General features: G+C 70.4%; 19 protein-coding genes. 3 read left to right on the plus strand and 16 right to left on the minus strand.

Translation table 11 applies throughout. The features are described from left to right. The 12 genes from D7V93_RS05320 to D7V93_RS05375 all read right to left on the minus strand — a co-directional run. Window positions 1–394: hypothetical protein (locus D7V93_RS05320; protein ID WP_120642325.1), on the minus strand; the 394-nt coding region annotated here is incomplete at its 3' end. After that, window positions 391–1,590 (minus strand): hypothetical protein, encoded by a 1,200-nt coding sequence (locus D7V93_RS05325; RefSeq protein ID WP_120642326.1) that lies wholly within the window; start codon window positions 1,588–1,590, stop codon window positions 391–393. The genes D7V93_RS05320 and D7V93_RS05325, both read right to left, overlap by 4 nt. Then, window positions 1,587–2,150, minus strand: coding sequence for a c-type cytochrome (locus D7V93_RS05330; RefSeq protein WP_120642327.1), 564 nt, complete (start codon window positions 2,148–2,150; stop codon window positions 1,587–1,589). The genes D7V93_RS05325 and D7V93_RS05330 overlap by 4 nt, the downstream gene beginning before the upstream one ends. Beyond that, complete coding sequence (locus D7V93_RS05335; RefSeq protein WP_120642328.1) at window positions 2,147–2,692, minus strand: DUF3341 domain-containing protein; 546 nt, start codon at window positions 2,690–2,692, stop codon at window positions 2,147–2,149. Before D7V93_RS05335 ends, D7V93_RS05330 begins: the two co-directional genes overlap by 4 nt. A gap of 4 nt (window positions 2,693–2,696) precedes the next feature. Then, the gene (gene nrfD / locus D7V93_RS05340) at window positions 2,697–4,133 is read right to left on the minus strand and encodes an NrfD/PsrC family molybdoenzyme membrane anchor subunit (protein WP_120642329.1); all 1,437 of its coding nucleotides are present in this window, start codon (window positions 4,131–4,133) and stop codon (window positions 2,697–2,699) included. A gap of 5 nt (window positions 4,134–4,138) precedes the next feature. Next, window positions 4,139–7,360, minus strand: a complete 3,222-nt coding sequence (locus D7V93_RS05345) for a TAT-variant-translocated molybdopterin oxidoreductase (protein WP_120642330.1) — start codon at window positions 7,358–7,360, stop codon at window positions 4,139–4,141. Next, a complete protein-coding gene (locus D7V93_RS05350) occupies window positions 7,357–8,019 on the minus strand; it encodes a cytochrome c3 family protein (RefSeq protein WP_120642331.1) in 663 nt (220 codons plus the stop codon). Before D7V93_RS05350 ends, D7V93_RS05345 begins: the two co-directional genes overlap by 4 nt. A 438-nt stretch (window positions 8,020–8,457) precedes the next feature. Next, on the minus strand, window positions 8,458–8,823 hold the full coding sequence (locus D7V93_RS05355) for an HNH endonuclease (protein WP_120642332.1): 366 nt from the start codon (window positions 8,821–8,823) through the stop codon (window positions 8,458–8,460). Between the two features lie 6 nt (window positions 8,824–8,829). Continuing rightward, on the minus strand, window positions 8,830–9,483 hold the full coding sequence (pdeM, locus tag D7V93_RS05360; RefSeq protein ID WP_120642333.1) for a ligase-associated DNA damage response endonuclease PdeM: 654 nt from the start codon (window positions 9,481–9,483) through the stop codon (window positions 8,830–8,832). Next, window positions 9,453–11,876, minus strand: a complete 2,424-nt coding sequence (locus tag D7V93_RS05365; protein ID WP_341870911.1) for a ligase-associated DNA damage response DEXH box helicase — start codon at window positions 11,874–11,876, stop codon at window positions 9,453–9,455. The genes pdeM and D7V93_RS05365 overlap by 31 nt, the downstream gene beginning before the upstream one ends. Before the next feature lie 121 nt (window positions 11,877–11,997). Continuing rightward, on the minus strand, window positions 11,998–13,596 hold the full coding sequence (locus D7V93_RS05370; RefSeq protein ID WP_120642335.1) for an ATP-dependent DNA ligase: 1,599 nt from the start codon (window positions 13,594–13,596) through the stop codon (window positions 11,998–12,000). A 3-nt stretch (window positions 13,597–13,599) separates the two neighbouring features. Next, window positions 13,600–14,622: a ligase-associated DNA damage response exonuclease gene (locus D7V93_RS05375; RefSeq protein ID WP_120642336.1), complete on the minus strand. Its 1,023-nt coding sequence runs from the start codon at window positions 14,620–14,622 to the stop codon at window positions 13,600–13,602. 210 nt (window positions 14,623–14,832) lie between these two features. Between D7V93_RS05375 and D7V93_RS05380 the strand changes: the two genes are divergently transcribed. The 3 genes from D7V93_RS05380 to D7V93_RS05390 all read left to right on the plus strand — a co-directional run bounded on the left by D7V93_RS05380 (window position 14,833) and on the right by D7V93_RS05390 (window position 17,851). Continuing rightward, window positions 14,833–15,723 (plus strand): SH3 domain-containing protein, encoded by an 891-nt coding sequence (locus D7V93_RS05380; RefSeq protein WP_120642337.1) that lies wholly within the window; start codon window positions 14,833–14,835, stop codon window positions 15,721–15,723. A gap of 71 nt (window positions 15,724–15,794) precedes the next feature. Continuing rightward, window positions 15,795–17,291, plus strand: a complete 1,497-nt coding sequence (locus D7V93_RS05385; RefSeq protein ID WP_120642338.1) for an anthranilate synthase component I family protein — start codon at window positions 15,795–15,797, stop codon at window positions 17,289–17,291. After that, window positions 17,288–17,851: an anthranilate synthase component II gene (locus tag D7V93_RS05390; RefSeq protein WP_120642339.1), complete on the plus strand. Its 564-nt coding sequence runs from the start codon at window positions 17,288–17,290 to the stop codon at window positions 17,849–17,851. Before D7V93_RS05385 ends, D7V93_RS05390 begins: the two co-directional genes overlap by 4 nt. Window positions 17,852–17,854: 3 nt before the next feature. On the opposite strand, the gene D7V93_RS05395 is transcribed toward D7V93_RS05390, so the two are convergent. Genes D7V93_RS05395 through trpB form a run of 4 tightly spaced genes read right to left on the minus strand, consistent with a single transcriptional unit; the run spans window position 17,855 to window position 21,087 of the window. Then, a complete protein-coding gene (locus D7V93_RS05395) occupies window positions 17,855–18,451 on the minus strand; it encodes a histidine phosphatase family protein (protein ID WP_120642340.1) in 597 nt (198 codons plus the stop codon). Window positions 18,452–18,502: 51 nt separating this feature from the next. Then, the gene (locus D7V93_RS05400; RefSeq protein WP_120642341.1) at window positions 18,503–19,045 is read right to left on the minus strand and encodes a GNAT family N-acetyltransferase; all 543 of its coding nucleotides are present in this window, start codon (window positions 19,043–19,045) and stop codon (window positions 18,503–18,505) included. A 48-nt stretch (window positions 19,046–19,093) separates the two neighbouring features. Continuing rightward, window positions 19,094–19,885, minus strand: coding sequence for a tryptophan synthase subunit alpha (trpA, locus tag D7V93_RS05405; protein WP_120642342.1), 792 nt, complete (start codon window positions 19,883–19,885; stop codon window positions 19,094–19,096). Beyond that, window positions 19,882–21,087 (minus strand): tryptophan synthase subunit beta, encoded by a 1,206-nt coding sequence (gene trpB, locus D7V93_RS05410; RefSeq protein WP_120642343.1) that lies wholly within the window; start codon window positions 21,085–21,087, stop codon window positions 19,882–19,884. Before trpB ends, trpA begins: the two co-directional genes overlap by 4 nt. Between the last annotated feature and the right edge of the window lie 2 nt (window positions 21,088–21,089).

Raw genomic sequence — 21,089 nt, forward strand, 5'->3', positions numbered from 1 at the left:
TCTGGGACTCGGTCGTGATGACCTGCTCCATGGCCTGGTCGAGCGTCTTGTGGGCCGCCACGCCCGGCTGGTCACCCCAGCCGTTGCGCAGGGCCTGCTGCTGGCCGCCCAGCTTCTCCACCGCGTGCCAGTCCTGTTCGAACAGGCGCTGGTTCACGATGCCCACCTCGTACTGACCCACGGCGGCAGGACGGGGCGGAGGACCGTTGGGCTGGGCCTCCTCCATGGTGACGACCTGGATGCGCCAGGCCCACACCGCGCCCACGAGGAAGAGGACCATGGCGCCCACACCGACGCCGATGACCTTCCCCATGACGAGGTGGTCTTCCTCGGCCGCGACGCCATGCGCGCCGACGATGACCCGGGACTCGATTTCGGACTGGGTCTTCTTCATGGCTGCACGTACCTCAGGGACTCCGCGATGTACGGGTCCTTCACCGGAAGCGTGTACCGACCGCGCGCCCGGAACAGGGCGTAGCCCACCGAGACACCGCCCACGCCCACCCAGGCCGTGATGAGGGTCCAGTGGAACGTCGGGCCGGCCTCACCAGAGAACGCCGGCCAGATGAGCCAGTACAAGTCCACCGCGTGGATGAGAAGCAGATACACGCCGACGACCGCCAGCTTGCGGGGCTGCTCCTTCAGCTTGCGTGACAGCAGCGTGAAGAACGGCAGCACGAAGTGGAGCCAGAACAGCGCGATGGACAGGGGGCGCCACGGGCCGAACATGCGCAGGCCGTAGAACGGGGCCTCTTCCGGGATGTTGGCGATCCACACGAGCAGGAACTGGGAGAAGGCGATGTAGGCCCAGAACGCCGTGAAGGCGAGCATGAGCTTGCCCAGGTTGTGGTAGTGCGGCGTTTTGACGACGCTGCCGTACAGGTCCTTGCCCTGGGCGTTCACCGTGGCCAGCAGCAGCACGCAGAAGGCCGCCAGGAAGCTGCCGGAGAAGTAGTAGACGCCGTAGATGGTGGACTGCCACATCGGCGTGAGGCTCATCAGCCAGTCGAAGGCCGCGAACGTGATGGTGAGCCCCAGGAAGGGCAGGGCCCCGGGGGAGAAGCGGCGCTGCTTGACGGTGAGGTCCAGCCCGCCCGCCTCGTCCTGCTTCGTGCTCCAGCCATGGAGGCGGGTGCTCACGAAGATCCACACCGCGAAGTAGATGACCTGGCGGATGGCGAAGAACGTGGGGTTCAGGTAGCCGTGCTGCTTGTGGGCCAGGTGCTCCAGCTCCACGCCGTGGATGTTGGCGAGCAGAGGCGAGCCGGGGAACCAGGGGTAGAGGTACTTCAGGGCCGGGATGAGGCCCAGGAAGAGCACCGCGAAGACGGGCACCGCGATGGCCATGGTCTCCATGGTGCGGCGCAGGACGATGAGCCACTTGGCCTTGGCCGTGTGGAAGATGGCCAGCATGATGAGGGCGGCCACGCTGATGCCCACCCAGTAGGTGAAGCCCAGCAGGTAGCTGAAGCTGGTGGCCTCGGGGTTCATGAAGAACCCCACGGCGGTGAGCACGAGGCCCACCACGCCCAGGCCGAACGCGGGCACCATCAGCTTGGGCGTGCCGGTGTAGCGCTCCATGGCAGTCATCGGTTCTCCTGCGGGACGGGCTGGGCCCCCCCGGGGGTGCTGCGGGCGGCCTGCAGCGCGCGCACATAGGCGACGACGGCCCAGCGCTCACGCGTGTCGAGCTCACCCGAGAAGGACGGCATGATGCCGTAGCCTTCGTTGATGGCGGTGTAGAAGTGGCCAGCCGGCTTGTCGGCGAGCTCCAGCAGGGAGGGCGGCAGGCGCAGGGCCATGTTCTCCGCCACGATGCTGTTGCCGTCGCCGAGCACGCCATGGCACTGCGAGCAGACGATGTTGTACTTCTTCTGACCCAGGGCCAGCAGCGGCTTGTCCACCGTCAGGGGGATGCTGGTGACGGTGACGCCGTTGGCGCGGCCGGTGCTGATGCCGGGGTTGCCCACCGGGCGCTCGCGCGGGACGGTGCCGGCGGGGGGCACGCGCATGGCGCGGCCGTCCGGCCAGAACTCGGAGGCCTCGTAGTACTCGTACTTGGCCTGGCTCTCCATGCGCTGGAGGAACTCAGAACTGACGTTGCAGCCGGTGAGCGCGGCGAGCCCCGCGGCGGGGATGAGCCACCTCATTCGTTCTCTCCCGAGACGACGGTCACCTGGGTGGCGCCCAGGGACTTCAACTGGTTCGTGGTGTCCGTCGCGTCCTGCCCCGTGGGGTGGGGCACGCTCAGCCAGTAGCCGTGCGTGGACGCGCTGCGGAAGGCTTCGAACTCGAAGGCAGGGTGGTACGGCTGGGGCAGCCGGCTGAGGCCGAGCAACCCGAAGACGATGCCGAACGCGCAGAAGAGCACGGTCAGCTCGAAGGTGATGGGCACCCACGCCGGGAGGCTCAGCAGCGGACGGCCGCCGATGTTGAGCGGATAGTCGATGGTGTTCATCCACGTCTGCATCGCGAGCGCGGTGACCAGACCGGTGAGGGCGCCACCCAGGGCGATGAAGGGCACCCGCGACGGGGGCAACCCCAGCGCTTCCGACCCGCCGTGCAGCGGGTACGGAGAATAGGTGTCCATGCCCTGGAAGCCCTTCTCGCGCATCTGCCGGGTGGCATCCACGAGGGCATCCGGCGTGGCGAACTCGGCCAACACCCAGGAATCGAGGACCTTGGCTTCCATGACGCTAGTGCGCTCCGTGCGTGGCCGCGGCGGAATCCGTGCCGTGGTGGCCGTTGGCGGCGTGGGCGGCGTGCTTCAGCTCGAGCTGCAGCTCCTTCACTTCGCTCACCGCGACGGCGGGAACGAACTTCAGGAACAGCAGGAACAGGGTGCCGAACAGGCCCAGCGTGCCGATGTAGATGGACCAGTCCACCCAGGTGGGGCGGTACAGGTCCCACGACGAGGGCAGGAAGTCCTGGCTCAGCGAGGTGACGATGATGATGAAGCGCTCGCACCACATGCCGATGTTCACGGCGATGGAGGCCACCCACATGATGGGGATGCTGGTGCGGCACTTCTTGAACCAGAAGATGTTCGGGGTGATGACGTTGCAGGCGATCATCAGCCAGTACACGCCGGCGTAGGGGCCGGTGGCGCGGTTCACGTAGAAGGTCCAGATTTCATACTGGTTCTGCGAGTACCAGGCGACGAAGTGCTCCATCATGTACCCGTAGGACACGATGAGGCCCGTCGCGAGGATGACCTTGTTCATGTTCTCCAGGTGGCGGTCGGTGATGACGTCCCGGAGGCCCAGGTACTTGCGGGCGGGCACGATGAGCGTGATGACCATCGCGAAGCCGCTGAACACGGCGCCGGCCACGAAGTAGGGGGGGAAGACCGTGGTGTGCCAGCCCGGAATCTGGGACACGGCGAAGTCGAACGAAACGATGGTGTGCACGGACACCACCAGCGGCGTGGAGATGCCGGCGAGCAGCAGGTAGGCGATCTTGTAGTTGTGCCAGTGCCGGCCGGAGCCGCGCCACCCCAGGGCGAACAGGCCGTAGATGGTGCGCTGCAGCTTCGACTTGGACGAGTCCCGCAGGGCGGCCAGGTCCGGGATGAGGCCCACGAACCAGAACAGCGCGGACACGGTGAGGTACGTGGAGATGGCGAACACGTCCCACACCAGCGGCGAGCGGAACTGCGGCCACGCGCCCAGGGTGCTGGGGTAGGGGAACAGCCAGAAGGCGAACCAGGGACGGCCCGTGTGGAGCAGCGGGAACAGGCCGGCGCACATGACGGCGAACAGCGTCATGGCCTCCGCGAAGCGGTTGATGCTCGTGCGCCACTTCTGCTGGAAGAGCAGGAGGATGGCGGAGATGAGCGTACCGGCGTGGCCGATACCGACCCACCAGACGAAGTTGACGATGTCGAACGCCCAGCCGACAGGCTGGTTGTTGCCCCACACGCCGATGCCGCGGGCCAGGGTGTAGGTGACGCCGATGACGAGCAGGCCCAGCGCCGCGGACGTGATGCCCAGCAGCATGAACCAGCCCTTGCCGGGCTTGCGCCAGACATGGTCCAGCAGCGTTTCATTGAGGGACTTGTCGTCGTGGTGCGGCGCGACGAGGTCCCGGGGCTCGAGCGGGTCGAGCGGGAGAGCGTGAGCGGTCTCGGCCATGACGGTCAGTGACCTCCTTCGTGCGTCGTGCCTGCTTCAGCGGGGGCGGCGGCGACGAGGGCAGGGTTGGGGTTGCGCAGGCGGATGAGGTGGGCGGTGCGGGGACGGGTGCCCAGCTCGTGCAGCAGCCGGTACGCGCGCTCGTCCTCGTGGAGCTGGGTGACGCGCTGGGCGGGGTCCGCGAGCGAGCCGAAGGCGATGGCCTGCGTGGGGCAGGTCTGCTGGCACGCCGTCTGGAGTTCCTTCTCCTGGATGAGGCGCTTCTCCACGCGGGCGTTGATGCGCACGCGCTCGATGCGCTGGACGCAGTACGTGCACTTCTCCATGACGCCGCGGTTGCGCACCGTGACGTCCGGGTTCATCAGCATCTTCTCGGTCGACGTCTTGCCCTGCGTGTAGTGCAGGTAGTTGAAGCGACGGACCTTGTAGGGGCAGTTGTTGGAGCAGTACCGCGTGCCGACGCAGCGGTTGTACACCATGTCGTTGAGGCCCTCGTCCGAGTGCACGGTGGCGTTCACCGGGCAGACGTACTCGCAGGGGGCCTTCTCGCAGTGCACGCACGCGACGGGCTGCATGACCATGGTGGGGTCGTTCTCGCTGCCCTCGAAGTAGCGGTCGATGCGCAGCCAGTGCATCTCACGGCCGCGGCCCACCTGCTCCTTGCCGACGACGGGGATGTTGTTCTCCGCCTGGCACGCCACGACGCACGCGTTGCAGCCCGTGCAGCGCGACAGGTCGATGGACATGCCCCACTTGTAGCCTTCCTGGGGCGTCTTCGCGTAGTCGAAGTCGGTCAGGTTGTTCTGCTTGCCCAGCACGAGCTCCCCCTGGACGCGCTCCAGGATGTGCTCGGTCTTCTTCGACGGGTGCGCCAGTTCGCTGACCGACATGTCCAGGGCCAGCGGGCGGCCCTCCATGCGCCAGTGGTACTGGGTGCGGGAGAAGGTGTGGCTGCCGCGGACCTTGGTGAGCTTCGCGCCGCCGTCGAACCAGGGGGCGTTCACGCTGCGCAGCAGGTTCGCGTTGAAGCCCACGTCCTTGGCCACCACCTCGTGCAGGCCGGTGCGGCCGTAGCCCAGGTTCACGGTGACGGTGTCGTCCGCGTTGCCGGGGAGGATGGTGACGGGGACCTGGAGCTTGCGGCCGCCGTACTCCAGCTCCGCGACGTGGCCGTTCTCCAGGCCCAGCCGCTTGGCGGTGGCGGGGCTGAGGATGGCGGCGTTGTCCCAGGTGATCTTGGTGATGGGATCCGGCAGCTCCTGCAGCCACGCGTTGTTCGCGAAGCGGCCGTCGAAGAGCTTGTAGTCGGTGACGAAGTTGAGCTCCAGGTCACCGGCCGCGGGCGGCTGGTACGCGCCCACCAGGGTGGAGGCGGCGCCCAGGTCGGGGGAGGCCGTCAGGGCCTGGGCGAGGCTGCCGGGGACGACGCCCTCGGAGACCCAGGTCTCCCAGCGGGTCTCGAAGTCGGCGCGGCCGGCCTCGCCACCCTGCGCGGTCCAGTACTCGCGCAGCATCTGGTAGGCGGGGCGGTAGGGCTCGTCGAGGAACAGCGCGTACAGCTCCGCTTCCGGCACGCCGTTGAAGAGCGGCTGGATGAGGGGCTGGGCGATGGACACCGTGCCGTCCACCGCGCGGCCGTCGCTCCAGGTCTCCAGCTGGTGCGCCAGGGGCACGAACCAGTCGGCGTACTTGGAGGTCTCGTCCTCGTAGTGACCCGCGTAGAGGACGGACAGCGCCTTGCGGTTGGCGTTCAGCTTGGGGTCCAGGACCTCCGCCAGGCCCGCGTCCACCGGCAGGGTGTAGAGCGGGTTGAAGGCGGTGATGACCAGCGTGTCCACGCGGCCGGCCTTGATGTCCTCCACCAGGGCGCGGACCTCCGCGAGGCCGGAGGCCTCCGGGGCGGCGGCCGGGACGACCTTCACGGTGGCGCCCAGGTTGCCCAGGGCGGCGTTGATGGCCTGGGCCAGCGCGTGCACGGCGGCGGGCTGGCGCTCACCGGCCAGCACCACGCTGCGGCCGGCCTTGGACTTGAGGTCCTGGGCCACGGCCTGCACCCACGAGGCGACTTCCGGGCGCAGCGCTCCGGCCTTGCCGGAAGCGGAGGCGCCCAGGCTGGCGGCGGGGCCACCCACGGCCTGCGCGAGCGCGGCGGCGAGCCCGAAGACCTCCTGCGACTTCACGCGCAGGCGGTGGTCGGCCATGCCGCCGGTGATCGACATGCGGTGCTCGGCCACGTAGAGGCGGTTGAGCTCGCCGTTCTTCGGGTCGCGGCGGTCCGCGAACTGGCGCGCCAGGGCGAGGTTCGCCGGCCGGCTCTCCAGGAAGTCGGAGTCCAGGGAGACGATGACGTCCGCCCGGGTGAGGTCGTAGAGGGCGTGCGTGGGCTGGCCGAAGAGGGCGCGGTGCGCCTCGTCCGCGGCCTGGTCCACCGGCGCGTAGCTGTGGAAGCGCGCGGAGGGCAGCTTGCGCTGGATGCGCGCCCTCAGGTCGCCGAGCAGCGGCGAGTTGATGGGCTCCGAGAGGAAGCGCAGGCGGGCGCCACCGTCGCCGGCGGCCTTGGTGCGCACGAGGCTGGAGACGTCCTCGGCGAGCACGCGCAGCGAGCGGGGGTTGTTGCCCTGGCGCAGCACGCGGGCGCGCTGCGGGTCATAGAGGGAGAGCAGGAAGGCCTGCTCGAACGTCCCGGCGGCGCCCTGGTTGATGGGGTGCTGGGGGTTGCCCTCGACCTTGATGGGCCGGCCCTCGCGGGCGGTGATGAGCAGGCCGGAGGTGTGGCCCGCGAACGTCATGCCGGAGGCGTAGTGGAGCGGGTTGCCCGGGGCCACTTCCGGCGGCGTCTTGGTGTAGGGGACCAGCCGCTCGTCCTGGGGACGGGTGCTGCACGCGGTGGCGCCGGCCAGCGCGAGCGACGCGCCGAGGATCTGCATGAACTCGCGGCGGGCGAAGCCGGTGGGGGGCAGGTCCGCGCCGACGGGGAACTCCGGGCGGGTCTCCTCCAGGAACGCCGGCGTGGCGAGCTTCTCCTCCAGGCCGAGCCAGTACGTCTTGCCGTACGCGCCTTCCGCCGGGACGGCGCGGGTGGACGCGTGCGCGAGCGCCTCGGTCACGACGTCATCGTGGTCGTGGTCGTGCGCGGCAGACGTGGCCTCGTTGCGACCCGAGACAACGGGGAGCGCGAACGAAGAGGGGGTGTCCTGCGCGGGCGCGCTGTCAGGCTTGGTGTTCATCGGTGGCATGTGGAGCAGCTCGTGCGCGAGTGAACGTCGTATTCTTGGTAGAGCTTGTCGGCGAGCGCGGCGGCCTCGGCCTTATCCGCGGGGGGAGCCCAGGTCATGCTGGTGATGAACTCCGCGGGGCGGAGGTTGGGCTTCGGGTCGCGGTGGCAGTCGAGGCACCAGCTCATCGTCAGGGGGGCGGCCTGTTCGATGGCGCCCATCTGGTCCACGCGGCCGTGGCAGGTGGCGCAACCGACGCCCTTGCCCACGTGGATGGAGTGGTTGAAGTAGACGAAGTCCGGCAGGTTGTGGACGCGAACCCAGGGGATGGGCTGGTCGGCGAAGAACGCCTTGCGGACCTCGGTGAGGTACGGGCTCTTGTTCCACACCTGGGCGTGGCAGGACATGCACACCGTGGTGGAGGGGATGCCCGCCGACGGGGATTTCTCCACCGTCCAATGGCAGTAACGGCAGTCGATCTGCTCGTCACCGGCGTGGTGCCGGTGGTCGAACTCGATGGGCTGCTCCACCGGGTGCGCCTGGTTGGTCACGTGCGGGGAGCGCACGTAGGCCAAGAGGCCGCCGATGGCGATGGCGGGCACCGCGAGGAGCATCGCGGCCGACAGGCGCGACACCGTATTCGTCCAGCGTGGAAAGAGAGGGCCGCTCATACCAGGACCAGGGGCAAGGGGACTGAAGGCGACATGAGACCAAGGGTGGACGCGCAGATGCCGTCCGGCGCGGAAGTCGAGGGTGCCATCCCGGCCCCGGTGGACCGGGCGGGCGGTGGCTCCTGGCGCTCAGACGGCAAGGCAGTCACGTCCAACGAACCTCTAGGATGGTGCCGTGGGCGCGGATCCCTCATGCATATCCCGGCCCAATGCGGCGCGGGACCATCGACCATCGACACGGCAGTGTCAACCATTCTGTGGAGAGTGGGAATACAGAGCGCATAGCACTTCCACGCGCGATGGAAACAAGTTGCACGCGCGCGTGATGAATCCGGCTTCTGGCGATCGGAAGGGGCTTTGCGCGCCGCGCCGCCGCGTGCTGGATCAATCCCTCTCAGGGTGCGCGCGCTACAGGGGGGCAACGCTCTTGAAGCGGGGCTACTCGGAGTCAGGGTCGGCGGGGTCGCGCCAGCGGTCGCGGCGTTTCTGGAGCAGCCGGTCCACTAGCTCGCGGACGCGGGCGTCGCGGTGGAAGTGGGCGTCGTGGCGGCTTCCCTTGCCCTGGTTGCAGCGGGCGCAGGCGAGGGCGAGGTTCTCCAGGGCGTCCGTGCCGCCCGCCGAACGGGGGATGATGTGCTCGATGGTGGCGCGGCTGATGGGGTCGCCGTCCAGGGCGACGGTCAGGTGGGCGTTGCAGTGCAGGCACTTGCCCATCCAGACGTCGGCGCCCCGGTGGGGGACGCGCTCGAAGGTGGCGTCGGTGGCGATGATGTCCAGGACGCGGCGTCGCTTCGCGTGACTCATGGGTCGCTAGACCTCCACCACCGCGGTGCCGGCGATGGCGAAGACGCGATCCCCCCGGCCGCGCCGGACATTGAGACCGCCCGTGAAGGCGCTGAAGGCGGGCAGTACGCCCACTCCGGGGCGCAGGTGGAAGCAGGGCAGCCGCAGCCGGTCCGCGCCCCCGTCCAGGCGCACCATGGGATGAAGGTGTCCGGCCCACACGAAGCGTCCGGGCGCGGGCTCCGGGTGATGGGCGAAGCGGAAGGGGCCTTCGTCCAGGGCGTCCTCGCGGTCCTCCATGTTCCAGGCGGGGGGCAGGGCGCGGACGTGGCGGTCGTGGTTGCCCCGGATGAGGACCACGTCCAGGTGGGGGTGGGCCTCACGCCAGGTGCTGACGCGCTGGATGACGTCCCCGGTGAGCCCCTGGCGCGAGTGGACCAGGTCCCCCACGAGCAGGAGGCGCCGGGCCCGGGTGGCGGTGAGCGCGGCGGACAGGCGCGTCAGGTCGTCGTCCAGCACGCCCAGGGGCAGGGGGATGCCGTGCTGCTGGAAGGACTCCGTCTTGCCCCAGTGCAGGTCGGCCACCGCGAGCACCCCGGCCTGGGGCCAGTGCAGGGCGCGCTCCGGGAGCAGCTCCACGTCCGCATCGCCTATGCGGGTCTGGCATCGGCCTGGGACCATCGCTCCTTGAGGCGCTCCACGCGGTCCAGCAGGGATTCGTTGGACACGCTCGCGCTGATGCGCTCGATGACGAGCGGGAAGGCCAGCGGCGAGGGCCGGTGGACGTGGACGAACTCGACGGGGCTTGCCTCCAGCCGCTCCAGCGTCCGGGCGAGGCGGCCCTGTTCGAACTGCTGCTCCAGCACCTCGCGGCGCGCCTGACGCAGGAGCAGGTTGTCCGGGTCGTACTTCACGAAGACGTCATAGAGGAGCGCGGCGCTGGCCTGCACCTGGCGCGTGGACTTGCGCGCCCCGGGCAGGCCCGGCATCACCAGCCCGGCCACGCGGGCGATGTCGCGGAACTGGCGCCGCGCGAGCTCGCTCAGGTTCACGCTCTCCAGGATGTCCTCCACCAGCCGCTCGCGGGTGAAGAGGGCGGGGCGCAGCGCCTCTTCGAAGGGGAAGGGCGTGGGCGTGAGCAGCTCCATGCCGTAGTCGTTCACCGACAGGCTGAAGGTGGCCTTCTGCAGCCGGGTGAGGCGCAGGGCGAGCAGCGCGGCCAGCCCCTCGTGCACGAGCCGCCCCTCGAAGGGGTAGAGGAACAGGTGGTAGCCGTCGCGCGTGTGGCACGACTCCGCCAGACACCCGCCGTCGCCGGGGATGCGCGACAGGCGGGCCTGCGCGTCGAGGATGGGCCACGCGGCGGCGATCTCATCCCGGGTGACGTCGCCCTGGCGCGCGGCCTCCAGCGTGCGGCGCATCGCGGACGCGAGCGAGGTGGACAGGGGCAGGCGGCTGCCTCCCCAGCGCGGCGTCTGGGTGGCCTTGGCCTTCGCCGGCTTCACGTAGGCCGTCATGTCCTTGAAGCGGCTGAACTCCAGACGGCGGCCCGCGAACAGGAAGGTGTCCCCGGGCTTCAGGCGGCTGACGTAGGACTCCTCGACCGTGCCCAGGTTGCCGCCGCTCCAGTAACGCAGTTGCACGGAGGCATCCGAGCTGATGGTGCCGATGTTGAGCCGGTGCAGCCGCGCGAGGCGCGCGTCGGTGACGCGGAAGCGGCCCTCGTGCTCCACCACGCGGCGGAACTCCGGGTAGGCGCGCAGGGTGGGGCCTCCCTCGCGCACCAGGGCCAGCGTCCACTCGAACTCCTCGTCGGTGAGGCCCGCGTAGCTCGTGGCGGTGCGGATCTCGTCGCGCAGCGCCTCGCGCGTGAAGCCTCCGCCCAGCGCGCAGGTGACCAGGTGTTGCGCCAGCACATCCAGTGGCTTGGACAGCGGCGTGCGCGGCTCCACCTCGCGGCGCGCGATGGCGTCCCGGGCGGCGGCCATCTCCACCAGCTCCAGCGCGTGCGTGGGGACGAAGAGGATGCGGCAGGTGGCGCCGGGGCGGTGCGCGCTGCGGCCCGCGCGCTGGAGGGTGCGGCCGATGCCCTTGGGACTTCCAATCTGGATGACCCGCTCCACCGGGCCGAAGTCCACGCCCAGGTCCAGCGAGGACGTGCAGACGACGAGCCGCAGGCTGCCGTCCTTGAGGCCTCCCTCCACGCGCTCGCGCTCCTCGCGGTCGATGGAGCCGTGGTGCAGCGCGAGGAGGTGCTCCCATTCGGGGCGCAGGTAGCGCAGGCCCTCGAACCAGCGCTCCGCCTGTGAGCGCGTGTTGGTGAAGAGCAGCGTGGACTGATTCGGATCCAGCCAGTCCGCCACGCGCGGGAGCATGGTGAAGCCCAGGTGGCCTGCCCAGGGGAAGGTGTCCACCTGCTCCGGCACCAGCGTCTCCACGTCCACCGGACGCTGGAGGTCCGCGCTCACCAGCGTGGGCGTGCGCTCCGTGCCCACGACGGTGCGCGCGGCCTGGTCCAGGTTGGCGAGCGTGGCGGACAGCGCCCAGATGCGCACGTCCGGAGCGAAGCGGCGCAGTCGCGCCAGGGCCAGCTCCACCTGCGTGCCGCGCTTGGAGGCGAGCAGCTCGTGCCACTCGTCCACGATGATGGCGCGCAGCGAGGCGAAGTTCTCCGCTGCCTGTTCTTGCGCGAGGAGCAGCGACAGGGACTCGGGCGTGGTGATGAGCACCTGCGGCAGTCGTTCGCGCTGACGCTGCCGCACGGAGGAGGGCGTGTCGCCCGTGCGGCTCTCCACCTCCAGGTCCGTGTCCAGCGCCAGCAGCGGTTCGAGCAGGGCCTGCTCCACGTCGCGTGACACCGCTCGCAGGGGCGTGAGGTAGAGGACCTGGAGGCCCTTCTGGTTCCGCTCCGCCACGTCCGCCAGCGGGCCCAGGTAGGCCGCGTAGGTCTTCCCCGCGCCGGTGGGCACGTGGATGAGGCCGCTCTCTCCTCGCGCGTACGCGGCCCAGGCCTCTTCCTGGAACGCGTACGGCGTCCAGCCCTTCGAGGCGAACCAGCGCCGCAGTTGCTCCATCGGCGGTCCCTGGAACGGGGAGGGCGCTCGGGGCGCGGGCCGCTTCTTCGCCCGGGTTTTCGTGAGGGCCGGCTGCTTCTCCGGTGCCTCTTTGCCGCGCATGCGGTTGCGGCGCGGCCTGCTAGTGGGCGACATCGAGCAGCCCCTTCAGCGAATCGAGCGTGTCCGCGTCACGGGCCGTCTTGTCCGCGCGCCAGCGGGCGATGCGGGGGAAGCGCAGCGCGATGCCGGACTTGTGGCGCGGCGAGGGGGCGATGGCCTCGAAGTGCAGCTCGAAGACCTGCTCCGGATCCACCGAGCGCACCGGCCCGAACTTCTCGCGCGTGTGGGCGCGGATCCACCGGTCCAGCCGGCCGATCTCCTCGTCGGTGAGGCCCGAGTACGCCTTCGTCACTGGCAGCAGGTCCTCGCCGTTCCACACCGCGAACGTGTAGTCCGTGTAGAGCGACGAGCGCCGGCCGTGTCCCGGATGCGCGTAGAGCAGCACCGCGTCCACCGTGTACGGGTCGATCTTCCACTTCCACCAGTCGCCGCGCTTGCGCCCCGTCTGGTACGCCGAATCCAGGCGCTTGATCATCAGGCCCTCGACGTTGCGCGAGCGGGACTCCTTGCGCAGCTCGGCCAGGGCCTCCCATGAGGGCGACGTCACCGACGGGGAGAGGGGAAGGAGTGGGTGGTCCTTCAGCAGCGCCTCCAGCCTCGCGCGGCGCTCGCGCAGCGGCAGCTCCCGCACGTCCTTTCCGTCCTGCTCCAGCAGGTCGTAGACGACGAACGCGGCCGGGGCTTCCGCCAGCACCTTGGGCGTGAGCTTCTGCCTTCCAATGCGACGCTGGAGGCGGGCGAAGGGCAGGGGGACTCCGTCCTCGTAGGCCATCACCTCGCCGTCGAGCACCGTGCCCTCGGGCAGCGCGCGGGCGGCCTCGGTGATTTCAGGGAAGCGCTCGGTGATCAGCTCCTCGCCGCGACTCCAGAGGAACACGTCGCCCTGGCGGCGGATGAGCTGTCCCCGGATGCCGTCCCACTTCCATTCGACGAGCCAGTCGCTCAGCGCGCCCAATGACTCCGGTGCCTGCTCCAGCGGCGAGGCGAGGTAGTACGGATAGGGGCGCGACACGTGCCCGTCCGAGACATCCGGGGCCACGAGCTGCGCGAAGAACTCGCGCGTGGGCGTCCACGTCCCCATCAACCGGTGCGCCACGCTGGGCGGCGGCAGGCCCGTGACCTGCGCGATGGCTCGCACCACCAGCGTGTTGGACACGCCCACGCGCAGCTCGCCCGTGAGCATCTTGTTGAGGAGGAACAGCTCGCGGCGGGGCATGGACTTCCACCAGCCCACCACGCGCTCGCGCTGCTCCGAGGCGTCCAGGCCTCGCAGCGGCAGCAGGCGCTCTTCCAGCCAGGTGGAGAGGGGAAGCTCCTCGGCGTGCTCGGGCGGGAGGTTCGCTCCGTCGAGCAGCAGCGCGATGACCTCCGCGAGGTCTCCCACCGACGCGTAGACCTCGTCGAAGAGCCAGTCGGAGATGCCGGTCAGCTCCTGCGTCCAGCCCACCAGCAGCTTCGACGTGAGCAGCCGCTTGAGCTTCTGGCCCGTGAGGAAGAACAGGCCCCACGCGGCGTCCTCGGGCGGCGTCTCTCGGAAGTAGCGCGCCATCGCATCCACCTTCGCGTTGGTGGACGTCGTCTGGTCGAGCGTGTCGTACAGGTCGGCCAGTCTGCGCACGCGTCAGTCCTCCGCTTCGCCCTCGAAGGGCGTGGCGAGCGGCGAGGCATCCACGCCCCGCTCCCGCAGGTAGTGCGACAGGGAATCCGTCTGGCCGTGGGTGACGAGCACCTTCTCCGCCTGCGTGTCCGCCACCGTGCGCAAGAGGTCCGGCCAGTCCGCGTGATCCGACAGCACGAAGCCCCGGTCGAAGCCCCGGCGGCGCCGGTTGCCTCGCACGCGCATCCATCCGGATGCGAACGCGGTCTCCGCTTCACCGAAACGGCGCATCCACGTGGAGCCGCCCGCGCTGGGAGGCGCCAGCACCAGCGCCCCCGCGAACGAAGTGCCCTTCTCCGTTTCCGACACCAGCTGCGTGGGCAGCATCTCCACACCTGCCTCGCGGTACGCCGTGACGAGCCCGTTGACCGCGCCGTGCACGAACGCGGGCCGGTCCGTCAGCTTCCCCAGCTCCGCGAGCAGCCGCTGCGCCTTGCCCAGCGCGTAGCAGAACAGCACCGCTGAACGGCCCGCCTCGCGGTTCATGTCCCACCAGCGCAGGATGTCCTGGGCCACGAGGCGCGGATCATCCCAGCGGTAGATGGGCAGACCGAACGTGGCCTCGGTGATGAACGTGTGGCAGCGCACCACCTCGAAGGGCGCGCACGTGGGGTCTGGCGTGCGCTTGTAGTCGCCGGAGACGACCCAGACTTCACCCTGGTGCTCGATGCGGATCTGCGCGCTGCCCAACACGTGCCCCGCCGGGTGGAAGCTCACGGTGGTGTCGCCCACGGTCAACTTCTCGCCGTACTCCAGCGTGTCGATGACCGCGTCCGCGCCCAGCCGCCGCTGCAACAGGCCCAGACCCACGCGGGCACCCAGGTAGCGCTGGCTGCCGCTCCTCGCGTGGTCGCCGTGCGCGTGCGTGACGAGTGCCCGCTCCACCGGGCGCCAGGGGTCGATGTAGAAGTTCCCCGCCCGGCAGTACAGGCCCTGGGGCGTCACGGAAACCAGCGGCGGTCGGTCCTGGAAGGAAGCGGAGCCCACGGTCCTCTAGAGGTAACGAGGCCCGGGAGAGGGGGCTACCCACGGAGGAATGGGGCCTGCCGCTCCGCTGACAAGGGGGCGGCCGTGCAGCCAGGCGCTGCTTGCAGCCCATAGGACGAAGCCAGCGACCGGAGGGCCCCTTGGATGGCATGCGCGAACGGGGGATAAACCCGGGACACCCCGTCCGCCCCACCGCTCCTCCGAACCTCCATGATGACGCCCACCCTGCTGCTGACCCTGGCGCTGGCCCAGGCTGAACCGTCGCTCCTCGAGTACAGCGTGTCGTCGGAGACCACGGAGTCGGTGCCGCCGGAGGACTTCCAGGTCACCGCGTTCGAGCCGGGCCAGACGCTCTACCTGGGCGTGGACGAGGCCAACCTGCGCGCCACCGCGGCGGCGGACGGGGCCGTGGTCCAGACGTTGATGCTGGGCACCCGCGTGCGCGTCGTCGCCGCGGGCACGCGCGCGAAGGTCGGCGAGTACGTCAACGCCTGGTACCAGGTGGCGGTCGAGGACGCGAAGGCGCCGAAGGGCTCCGCGCCGGTTACCGGCTGGGTCTTCGGCAACACGCTCACGCCGTTCCGCTTCGAGGCCGACCTGGACGGCGACGGCGAGTTGGAAGTGGCCACGGTGGTGATGAGCAACGACTTCAAGGCCCGCGTGCGCGTGCTGGAGCCGAACGTGAAGCCGCCGCGCCGCGTGTCGAGCGTGGACGTGCCGGTGGCGTCCGAGTCGTACGGCAGCGGCAAGGGGGGCCCGGCGGAGGTGAAGCTCGTCGCGGCGAAGAAGGCGGGGATGGCGCTGTTGATGGTGGACTCCCGGCCGGAGCGCTGCGGCGACTTCGTCACCTCGTACGTCAGCTACACGGTGCCGGAGAAGAAGAAGGGCGTGCTCGGCAAGGCGAAGCTCGCGCTGGAGCTGGGCGGGCTGTCCGACCCGCCGACCATCGCCACGTTCAAGGTCTCCTTCCAGCCGGCGGCGAAGCGCGCCCAGGTGACTCGGACGAGCGTCGAGGAGGACGAGAAGGGGCGCGAGCGGAAGAACACCCGGCGCGAGTTGTATCAATGGCAGGACGGCGTGTTCGCGGAAGTGAAGCCGTAGCTGAAGGGCCCGGAAGGCCGGGCACCCGGGCGCCCCTCCGGGTGGTGGATGAGGGGCCAGGGCAATCGACCATGGATGCGCAGGAGCGGAAGGCAGCCTACCGGAAGCACGCGGAGTCAGGTCTTGCGGTGCCGGTGTCGGTGGAACTGCCGGCGGACCTGGACACGCCGCTGTCGGCATACCTGAAGCTGGGCGGCGGAGGCCGCGGCTTCATCCTCGAGTCGTGCTACGGCGGCGAGCGCTTCGGGCGCTACAGCCACGTGGGCGCGAACCCGGCGGGCCGCGTGCGGCTGGACGGCGACGGGCTCACGTTGTGGCGGGGCTCGCACGAGGAGCGTCGCGAGGGCCGCCCCCTGGACGTGCTGCGCACCCTGTGGCGCGAGCTCTCCGTGGCCACGCTCCCGGGCGAGGCGCCCTTCCTGGGCGGGCTCGTGGGCTACCTGGGCTACAACGCCACCTCGTGGTTCGAGCCGCGCGTGCCGGACCGGCACCCGCGCGACACCGGCTTCCCGGACTCGGAATGGCTGGTGGCCGAGGACTTCGTCACCCACGACACGCGCACCCAGACGCTCAAGGCCATCGCCATCGCCCGGCCCGCCCTGCACGGCAGCGTCGCGGCGGCGCTGAAGGACGCGGAGGCGCGCGCCGAAGCCATGGCGGAGAAGCTGCGCCGGCCGCTGCCGCCGGAGGCCTACGCGCCGGCCCCCGCGCAGAAGAACGCCCCCGCGCCCGTCGCGTGTTGGGACCGCGAGGGCTACGCCGCCGCGGTGGACAAGGTGAAGGAGTACGTCCGCGCCGGGGACTGCTTCCAGGCGGTGCTCGCGCGGCGCTTCGAGGCGAAGGGCGCCATCCCGCCGCTGTCGCTCTACCGGGCGCTGCGGCGGGTGAACCCGTCGCCATACCTGTTCCTCGTGGACCTGGGCGAGGCCCGCGCGCTGGTGGGTGCTTCGCCGGAGCTGCTGGTGCAGGTGCGCGACGGGGACGTGGTGGTGCGGCCCATCGCGGGCACGCGCCGCCGGGGCGGCTCCGAGGCCGAGGACGTCGCGCTGGAGAAGGAGCTGCTCGCGGACGAGAAGGAGCGCGCCGAGCACATCATGCTGGTGGACCTGGGCCGCAATGACGTGGGCCGGGTCGCGGCGCCGGGCACGGTGCGCATCGAAGACCTGATGATCATCGAGCGCTACAGCCACGTGATGCACATCGTGTCCCAGGTGCGCGGCAAGCTGGACACGACGCGCTTCGACGCGCTGGATGCGCTGGCGAGCACCTTCCCGGCGGGCACCGTGTCGGGGGCTCCCAAGATTCGCGCGATGCAGATCATCGACGAGCTGGAGCCCATGCGGCGCGGGCCCTATGCCGGCGCGGTGGGCTACCTGTCCTTCTGCGGCACGCTGGACGTGGCCATCGCGCTGCGCACCTTCTTCGTGGATGGCGACCGCACCATGTGGACCGCTGGCGCGGGGCTGGTGGCGGACTCGGATCCGATGAAGGAAGCGGACGAAACCGAAGCGAAGGCGGGCGCCATGGCCGCCGCGCTGCGCCTCGCGCGCGAGGGAGGTGGGCGATGATCCTCGTCATCGACAACTACGACTCGTTCACCTTCAACCTCGTGCAGCTGCTCTACACGCTGGGGGCGGAGGTGAAGGTCGTCCGCAACGACGCGCTGGATGCCGCGGGAGTCGCGGCGTCGGGCGCGTCCCACCTGGTGGTGTCTCCGGGGCCCTGCACGCCGCATGAAGCCGGGGTGAGCGTGACGGCCATCTCCCAGTCGCGCGTGCCGGTGCTGGGCGTGTGCCTGGGGCACCAGTCCATTGGCGCGGCGTTCGGCGGGCAGGTGGTGCGCGCGCCGGAGCCCGTGCACGGCAAGGCGGCGCGCATCCAGCACGGCGGCACCGGCGTGTTCACCGGGTTGAGCCAGGGGTTCCAGGCGGCGCGCTACCACTCACTGGTGGTGGCGGCGGAGTCGCTGCCCAGGGAGTTGGAAGCGACGGCGTGGAGCCAGGACGGTCTGGTGATGGCGCTCAAGCACCGGACGCGGCCGGTGGTGGGCTTCCAGTTCCATCCGGAGAGCGTGCTCACGCCGGAAGGGCCAGCGCTGGTGCGCAACTTCCTGGAGGGGCGGCTGTAGCGCTCAGCCCTTGAGGTGCGTGGTGTCGTTCCAGCTCACGAGGACCGGTTGCGCGCCGCCGGCCTCGGAGCTCAGGACGCTGATGGACGCGGTGTCCAGGTGGAACAGCCTGCCTCCGTCCGGAGGCAGGCCCAGCCAGCGCGCCGCGAGGATGCGCAGCACGTGGCCGTGGGCGAAGAGGAGCACGTCGTCCTGGAGGGCGCGGGCGTCCGCGATGACGCGGTCCACGCGGGCGGCCACCTGCTCCAGCGTCTCCCCGTTGGGGACGCCGTCGCGCCAGAGCGTCCATCCCGGGCGGGTGGTGCGGATGTCCGCGCCGGTGCGGCCCTCGTAGTCGCCGTAGTCGAACTCCATCAGGTCGTCGCGCTTCTGGACCACGTCGCCGTAGCCGGCGAGCACGCAGGTCTCCAGGGCGCGCGCCAGCGGGCTCGACCACACGGCGGCGAAGCTCCAGGCGCGCAGGGGAGCGCCGAGCTGCGCTCCCATCTTCCGCCCATCCTCCAGCAGGGGCAGGTCGGTGCGGCCGGTGTGCTGGCTGCTGCGGCTCCACTCCGTCTCACCGTGACGGACGAGGACCACCTGGGGCGCGCGAGTCTTCATGCGGCCAATCTGCGCCAGCAGGGGGCCGGATGGGTGGGAAAACGCCCGGGGCTACTTCTTCCGTGTCCGCCACTCCTCACGGCTCTGGCCCCAGATCTCCATGGGGTCCTTTTCGTAGGGCGCCGGCAGGTAGTCCATGCGCAGGAAGCGGGAGCCCAGGCGCTGGGCCACCTGCTTCGACGGCGTGTTCTCCGGGATGATGGAGTGGATGACCTCCGTCCAGCCCAGGTGGTCAAAGGCCCAGTCGATGGTGGCCGCGGAGCTTTCGGAGGCGTAGCCCTTGCCCCAATGTTCGCGCAGCAGGCCCCAGCCGACCTCGGTGCCCGGCCAGCCGTCCGGCTTCCAGGGACCGACGCGGCCCACCCACTTCCCCGTGGACTTCTCGAACACGGAGAACATGGCGTAGCCCTGGAGGACCCACGAGCCGGCCATGGCGCAGACCGCCCGCCACACATTGGAGCGCGGTTGGAGGCCGCCGATGAACTGCGCGGATTCCGGATCCGCCATCATCGCCGCGAACCCATCCAGGTCCTCCAGCGTGGGCGGCCGCAGGATGAGGCGCGGGGTCTCGAGGGTAGGGCCCAGGGTGATCATGTCCGGTCTCCGGGTGTCAGGCTTCGATGCCCGGAGGACCGTACTTCATCAGCGCTTGAGGCCGCGCTTGATATCCGTGCAGAGCTGCTTCGCCGCCGCCGGCCCGTCCGCGTGCGCGGCGCGCACGAGGGCGCTGCCCACCACGACGCCGTCCGCGTGGGCCACCAGCGTCTTCGCCTGTTCTCCCGTGGAGATGCCGAAGCCCGCCACCACCGGCACCGACGCGGCCCTGCGCACCAGGTCCAACCGCTCCGACAGGTTCGGGGGCAGCTCCGCGCGCATGCCGGTGACGCCCGCCACGGACACGCAGTAGACGAAGCCGCGCGCGTCCTTCGCGATGGCCTCCGCGCGCGCGGGCGGCGTCGTCGGCGCGCACAGGGGGATGAGGTCCACGCCTTCCGCGTCGAACGCGGCGCGGAGGGCCGCGCTCTCCTCGGGCGGCAGGTCCGGGAGGATGGTGCCCGCGATGCCCCGCTCGCGCGCGAGCTTCGCGTAGCGCTCCTCGCCCATGGCCATGATGACGTTCACGTACGTCATGATGACCAGCGGCGTCTCCGGACAGCGGCGACGCACCTCCGGCACCACCTCGTCCAGCACGCGGCGCAGCGTGGCGCCCGCCTTCAGCGCCCGCTCCGACGCGGCCTGGATGACGGGCCCGTCCGCGATGGGATCGCTGAACGCCACGCCAATCTCCAGCACGTCCGCGCCGCCCTCCACCATCGCGGCGAACACGTCCACCGACCGCGCGAGATCCGGGTCTCCCGCCATCGCGTAGGCCACCAGCGCGCCTTCGCCCCGGGCCTTCGCTCGGGCGAACGCCTTGCCCAGCTCGTTGCTCATGACTTCACCCCCGTGGCCGCGGGCATGCCGCGCGCGGCGATGGTCGCCATGTCCTTGTCGCCCCGGCCCGAGCAGTTGATGACCAGGTGCTGCCCCTTGCCCATGTCGCGGGCCAGGGAGCGCGCCGCCGCGAACGCGTGCGACGTCTCCAGCGCGGGGAGGATGCCCTCCGTGCGGGCCACCTCGTAGAAGGCGGTGAGCGCCTCGTCGTCCGTGGCGGTGCGCACCTCCATGCGACCGGTCTTCGCCAGGTGCGCCAGCTCCGGCCCGACGCCCGGGTAGTCCAGGCCCGCGGAGATGCTGTGCGCCTCTTGAATCTGGCCGTTCTCGTCCTGGAGCACCAGCGAGCGCGAGCCGTGCAGCACGCCCTCCGTGCCCAGCGTCATCGACGCGCCGTGCTGGCCGGACTGGAGCCCGTGGCCCGCCGCCTCCACGCCCACGAGCCGCACGGATGTGTCCGGGATGAACGGGTGCAGCGCGCCGATGGCGTTCGAGCCTCCGCCCACGCACGCGATGATGGCGTCCGGCAGGCGGCCCAGCACGGCCTGCGTCTGCGCGCGGATCTCCCGGCCGATGATGGATTGGAAGTCGCGCACGATGGTGGGGTAGGGGTGCGGCCCGGCCGCGCTGCCGATGACGTAGTAGGTGTCCTGCACCTGCGACACCCAGACGCGCATGGCCTCGTTCATCGCGTCCTTCAGCGTGCGCGAGCCCGACTCCACCGGCCGCACCACCGCGCCCAGCGCGCGCATGCGGAAGACGTTGAGCGCCTGGCGCTCCACGTCCAGCGCGCCCATGAACACCTCGCACGGCAGGCCGAAGAGGGCGCACGCGGTGGCCGTGGCCACGCCGTGCTGCCCCGCGCCCGTCTCCGCGATGATGCGCTTCTTGCCCATGCGCCGGGCGAGCAGCACCTGGCCGATGGTGTTGTTGATTTTGTGCGCGCCCGTGTGCGCCAGGTCCTCGCGCTTGAGCCACACCTGGGCGCCGCCCCAGGATTCGGTGAGGCGGTGCGCGGGCGTCAGCGTCGTGGGCCGGCCCACGTATTCGCGCAGCACGCGCGCCACCTCCGCGCCGAAGGCCGCGTCCTTCTGCACCTCCGCGTAGGCCGCTTCCAGCTCCATCAGCGCGGGGACCAGGGTCTCCGGCACATAGCGTCCGCCGAAGCGGCCGAACCGGCCCGCGGCAGTGTCCGTCGTCATGG

This window comes from Corallococcus llansteffanensis, from assembly GCF_003612055.1.
GTDB lineage: Bacteria > Myxococcota > Myxococcia > Myxococcales > Myxococcaceae > Corallococcus > Corallococcus llansteffanensis.

What these genes read in the sequence shown, in the direction of transcription:
- D7V93_RS05325 (WP_120642326.1), bottom strand. Translation starts at nt 1,590, where the DNA reads ATGACTGCCATGGAGCGCTACACCGGCACGCCCAAGCTGATGGTGCCC.
- D7V93_RS05330 (WP_120642327.1), bottom strand. Translation starts at nt 2,150, where the DNA reads ATGAGGTGGCTCATCCCCGCCGCGGGGCTCGCCGCGCTCACCGGCTGC.
- D7V93_RS05335 (WP_120642328.1), bottom strand. Translation starts at nt 2,692, where the DNA reads ATGGAAGCCAAGGTCCTCGATTCCTGGGTGTTGGCCGAGTTCGCCACG.
- nrfD (WP_120642329.1), bottom strand. Translation starts at nt 4,133, where the DNA reads ATGGCCGAGACCGCTCACGCTCTCCCGCTCGACCCGCTCGAGCCCCGG.
- D7V93_RS05345 (WP_120642330.1), bottom strand. Translation starts at nt 7,360, where the DNA reads ATGAACACCAAGCCTGACAGCGCGCCCGCGCAGGACACCCCCTCTTCG.
- D7V93_RS05350 (WP_120642331.1), bottom strand. Translation starts at nt 8,019, where the DNA reads ATGAGCGGCCCTCTCTTTCCACGCTGGACGAATACGGTGTCGCGCCTG.
- D7V93_RS05355 (WP_120642332.1), bottom strand. Translation starts at nt 8,823, where the DNA reads ATGAGTCACGCGAAGCGACGCCGCGTCCTGGACATCATCGCCACCGAC.
- pdeM (WP_120642333.1), bottom strand. Translation starts at nt 9,483, where the DNA reads ATGGTCCCAGGCCGATGCCAGACCCGCATAGGCGATGCGGACGTGGAG.
- D7V93_RS05365 (WP_341870911.1), bottom strand. Translation starts at nt 11,876, where the DNA reads ATGGAGCAACTGCGGCGCTGGTTCGCCTCGAAGGGCTGGACGCCGTAC.
- D7V93_RS05380 (WP_120642337.1), top strand. Translation starts at nt 14,833, where the DNA reads ATGATGACGCCCACCCTGCTGCTGACCCTGGCGCTGGCCCAGGCTGAA.
- D7V93_RS05385 (WP_120642338.1), top strand. Translation starts at nt 15,795, where the DNA reads ATGGATGCGCAGGAGCGGAAGGCAGCCTACCGGAAGCACGCGGAGTCA.
- D7V93_RS05390 (WP_120642339.1), top strand. Translation starts at nt 17,288, where the DNA reads ATGATCCTCGTCATCGACAACTACGACTCGTTCACCTTCAACCTCGTG.
- D7V93_RS05395 (WP_120642340.1), bottom strand. Translation starts at nt 18,451, where the DNA reads ATGAAGACTCGCGCGCCCCAGGTGGTCCTCGTCCGTCACGGTGAGACG.
- D7V93_RS05400 (WP_120642341.1), bottom strand. Translation starts at nt 19,045, where the DNA reads ATGATCACCCTGGGCCCTACCCTCGAGACCCCGCGCCTCATCCTGCGG.
- trpA (WP_120642342.1), bottom strand. Translation starts at nt 19,885, where the DNA reads ATGAGCAACGAGCTGGGCAAGGCGTTCGCCCGAGCGAAGGCCCGGGGC.
- trpB (WP_120642343.1), bottom strand. Translation starts at nt 21,087, where the DNA reads ATGACGACGGACACTGCCGCGGGCCGGTTCGGCCGCTTCGGCGGACGC.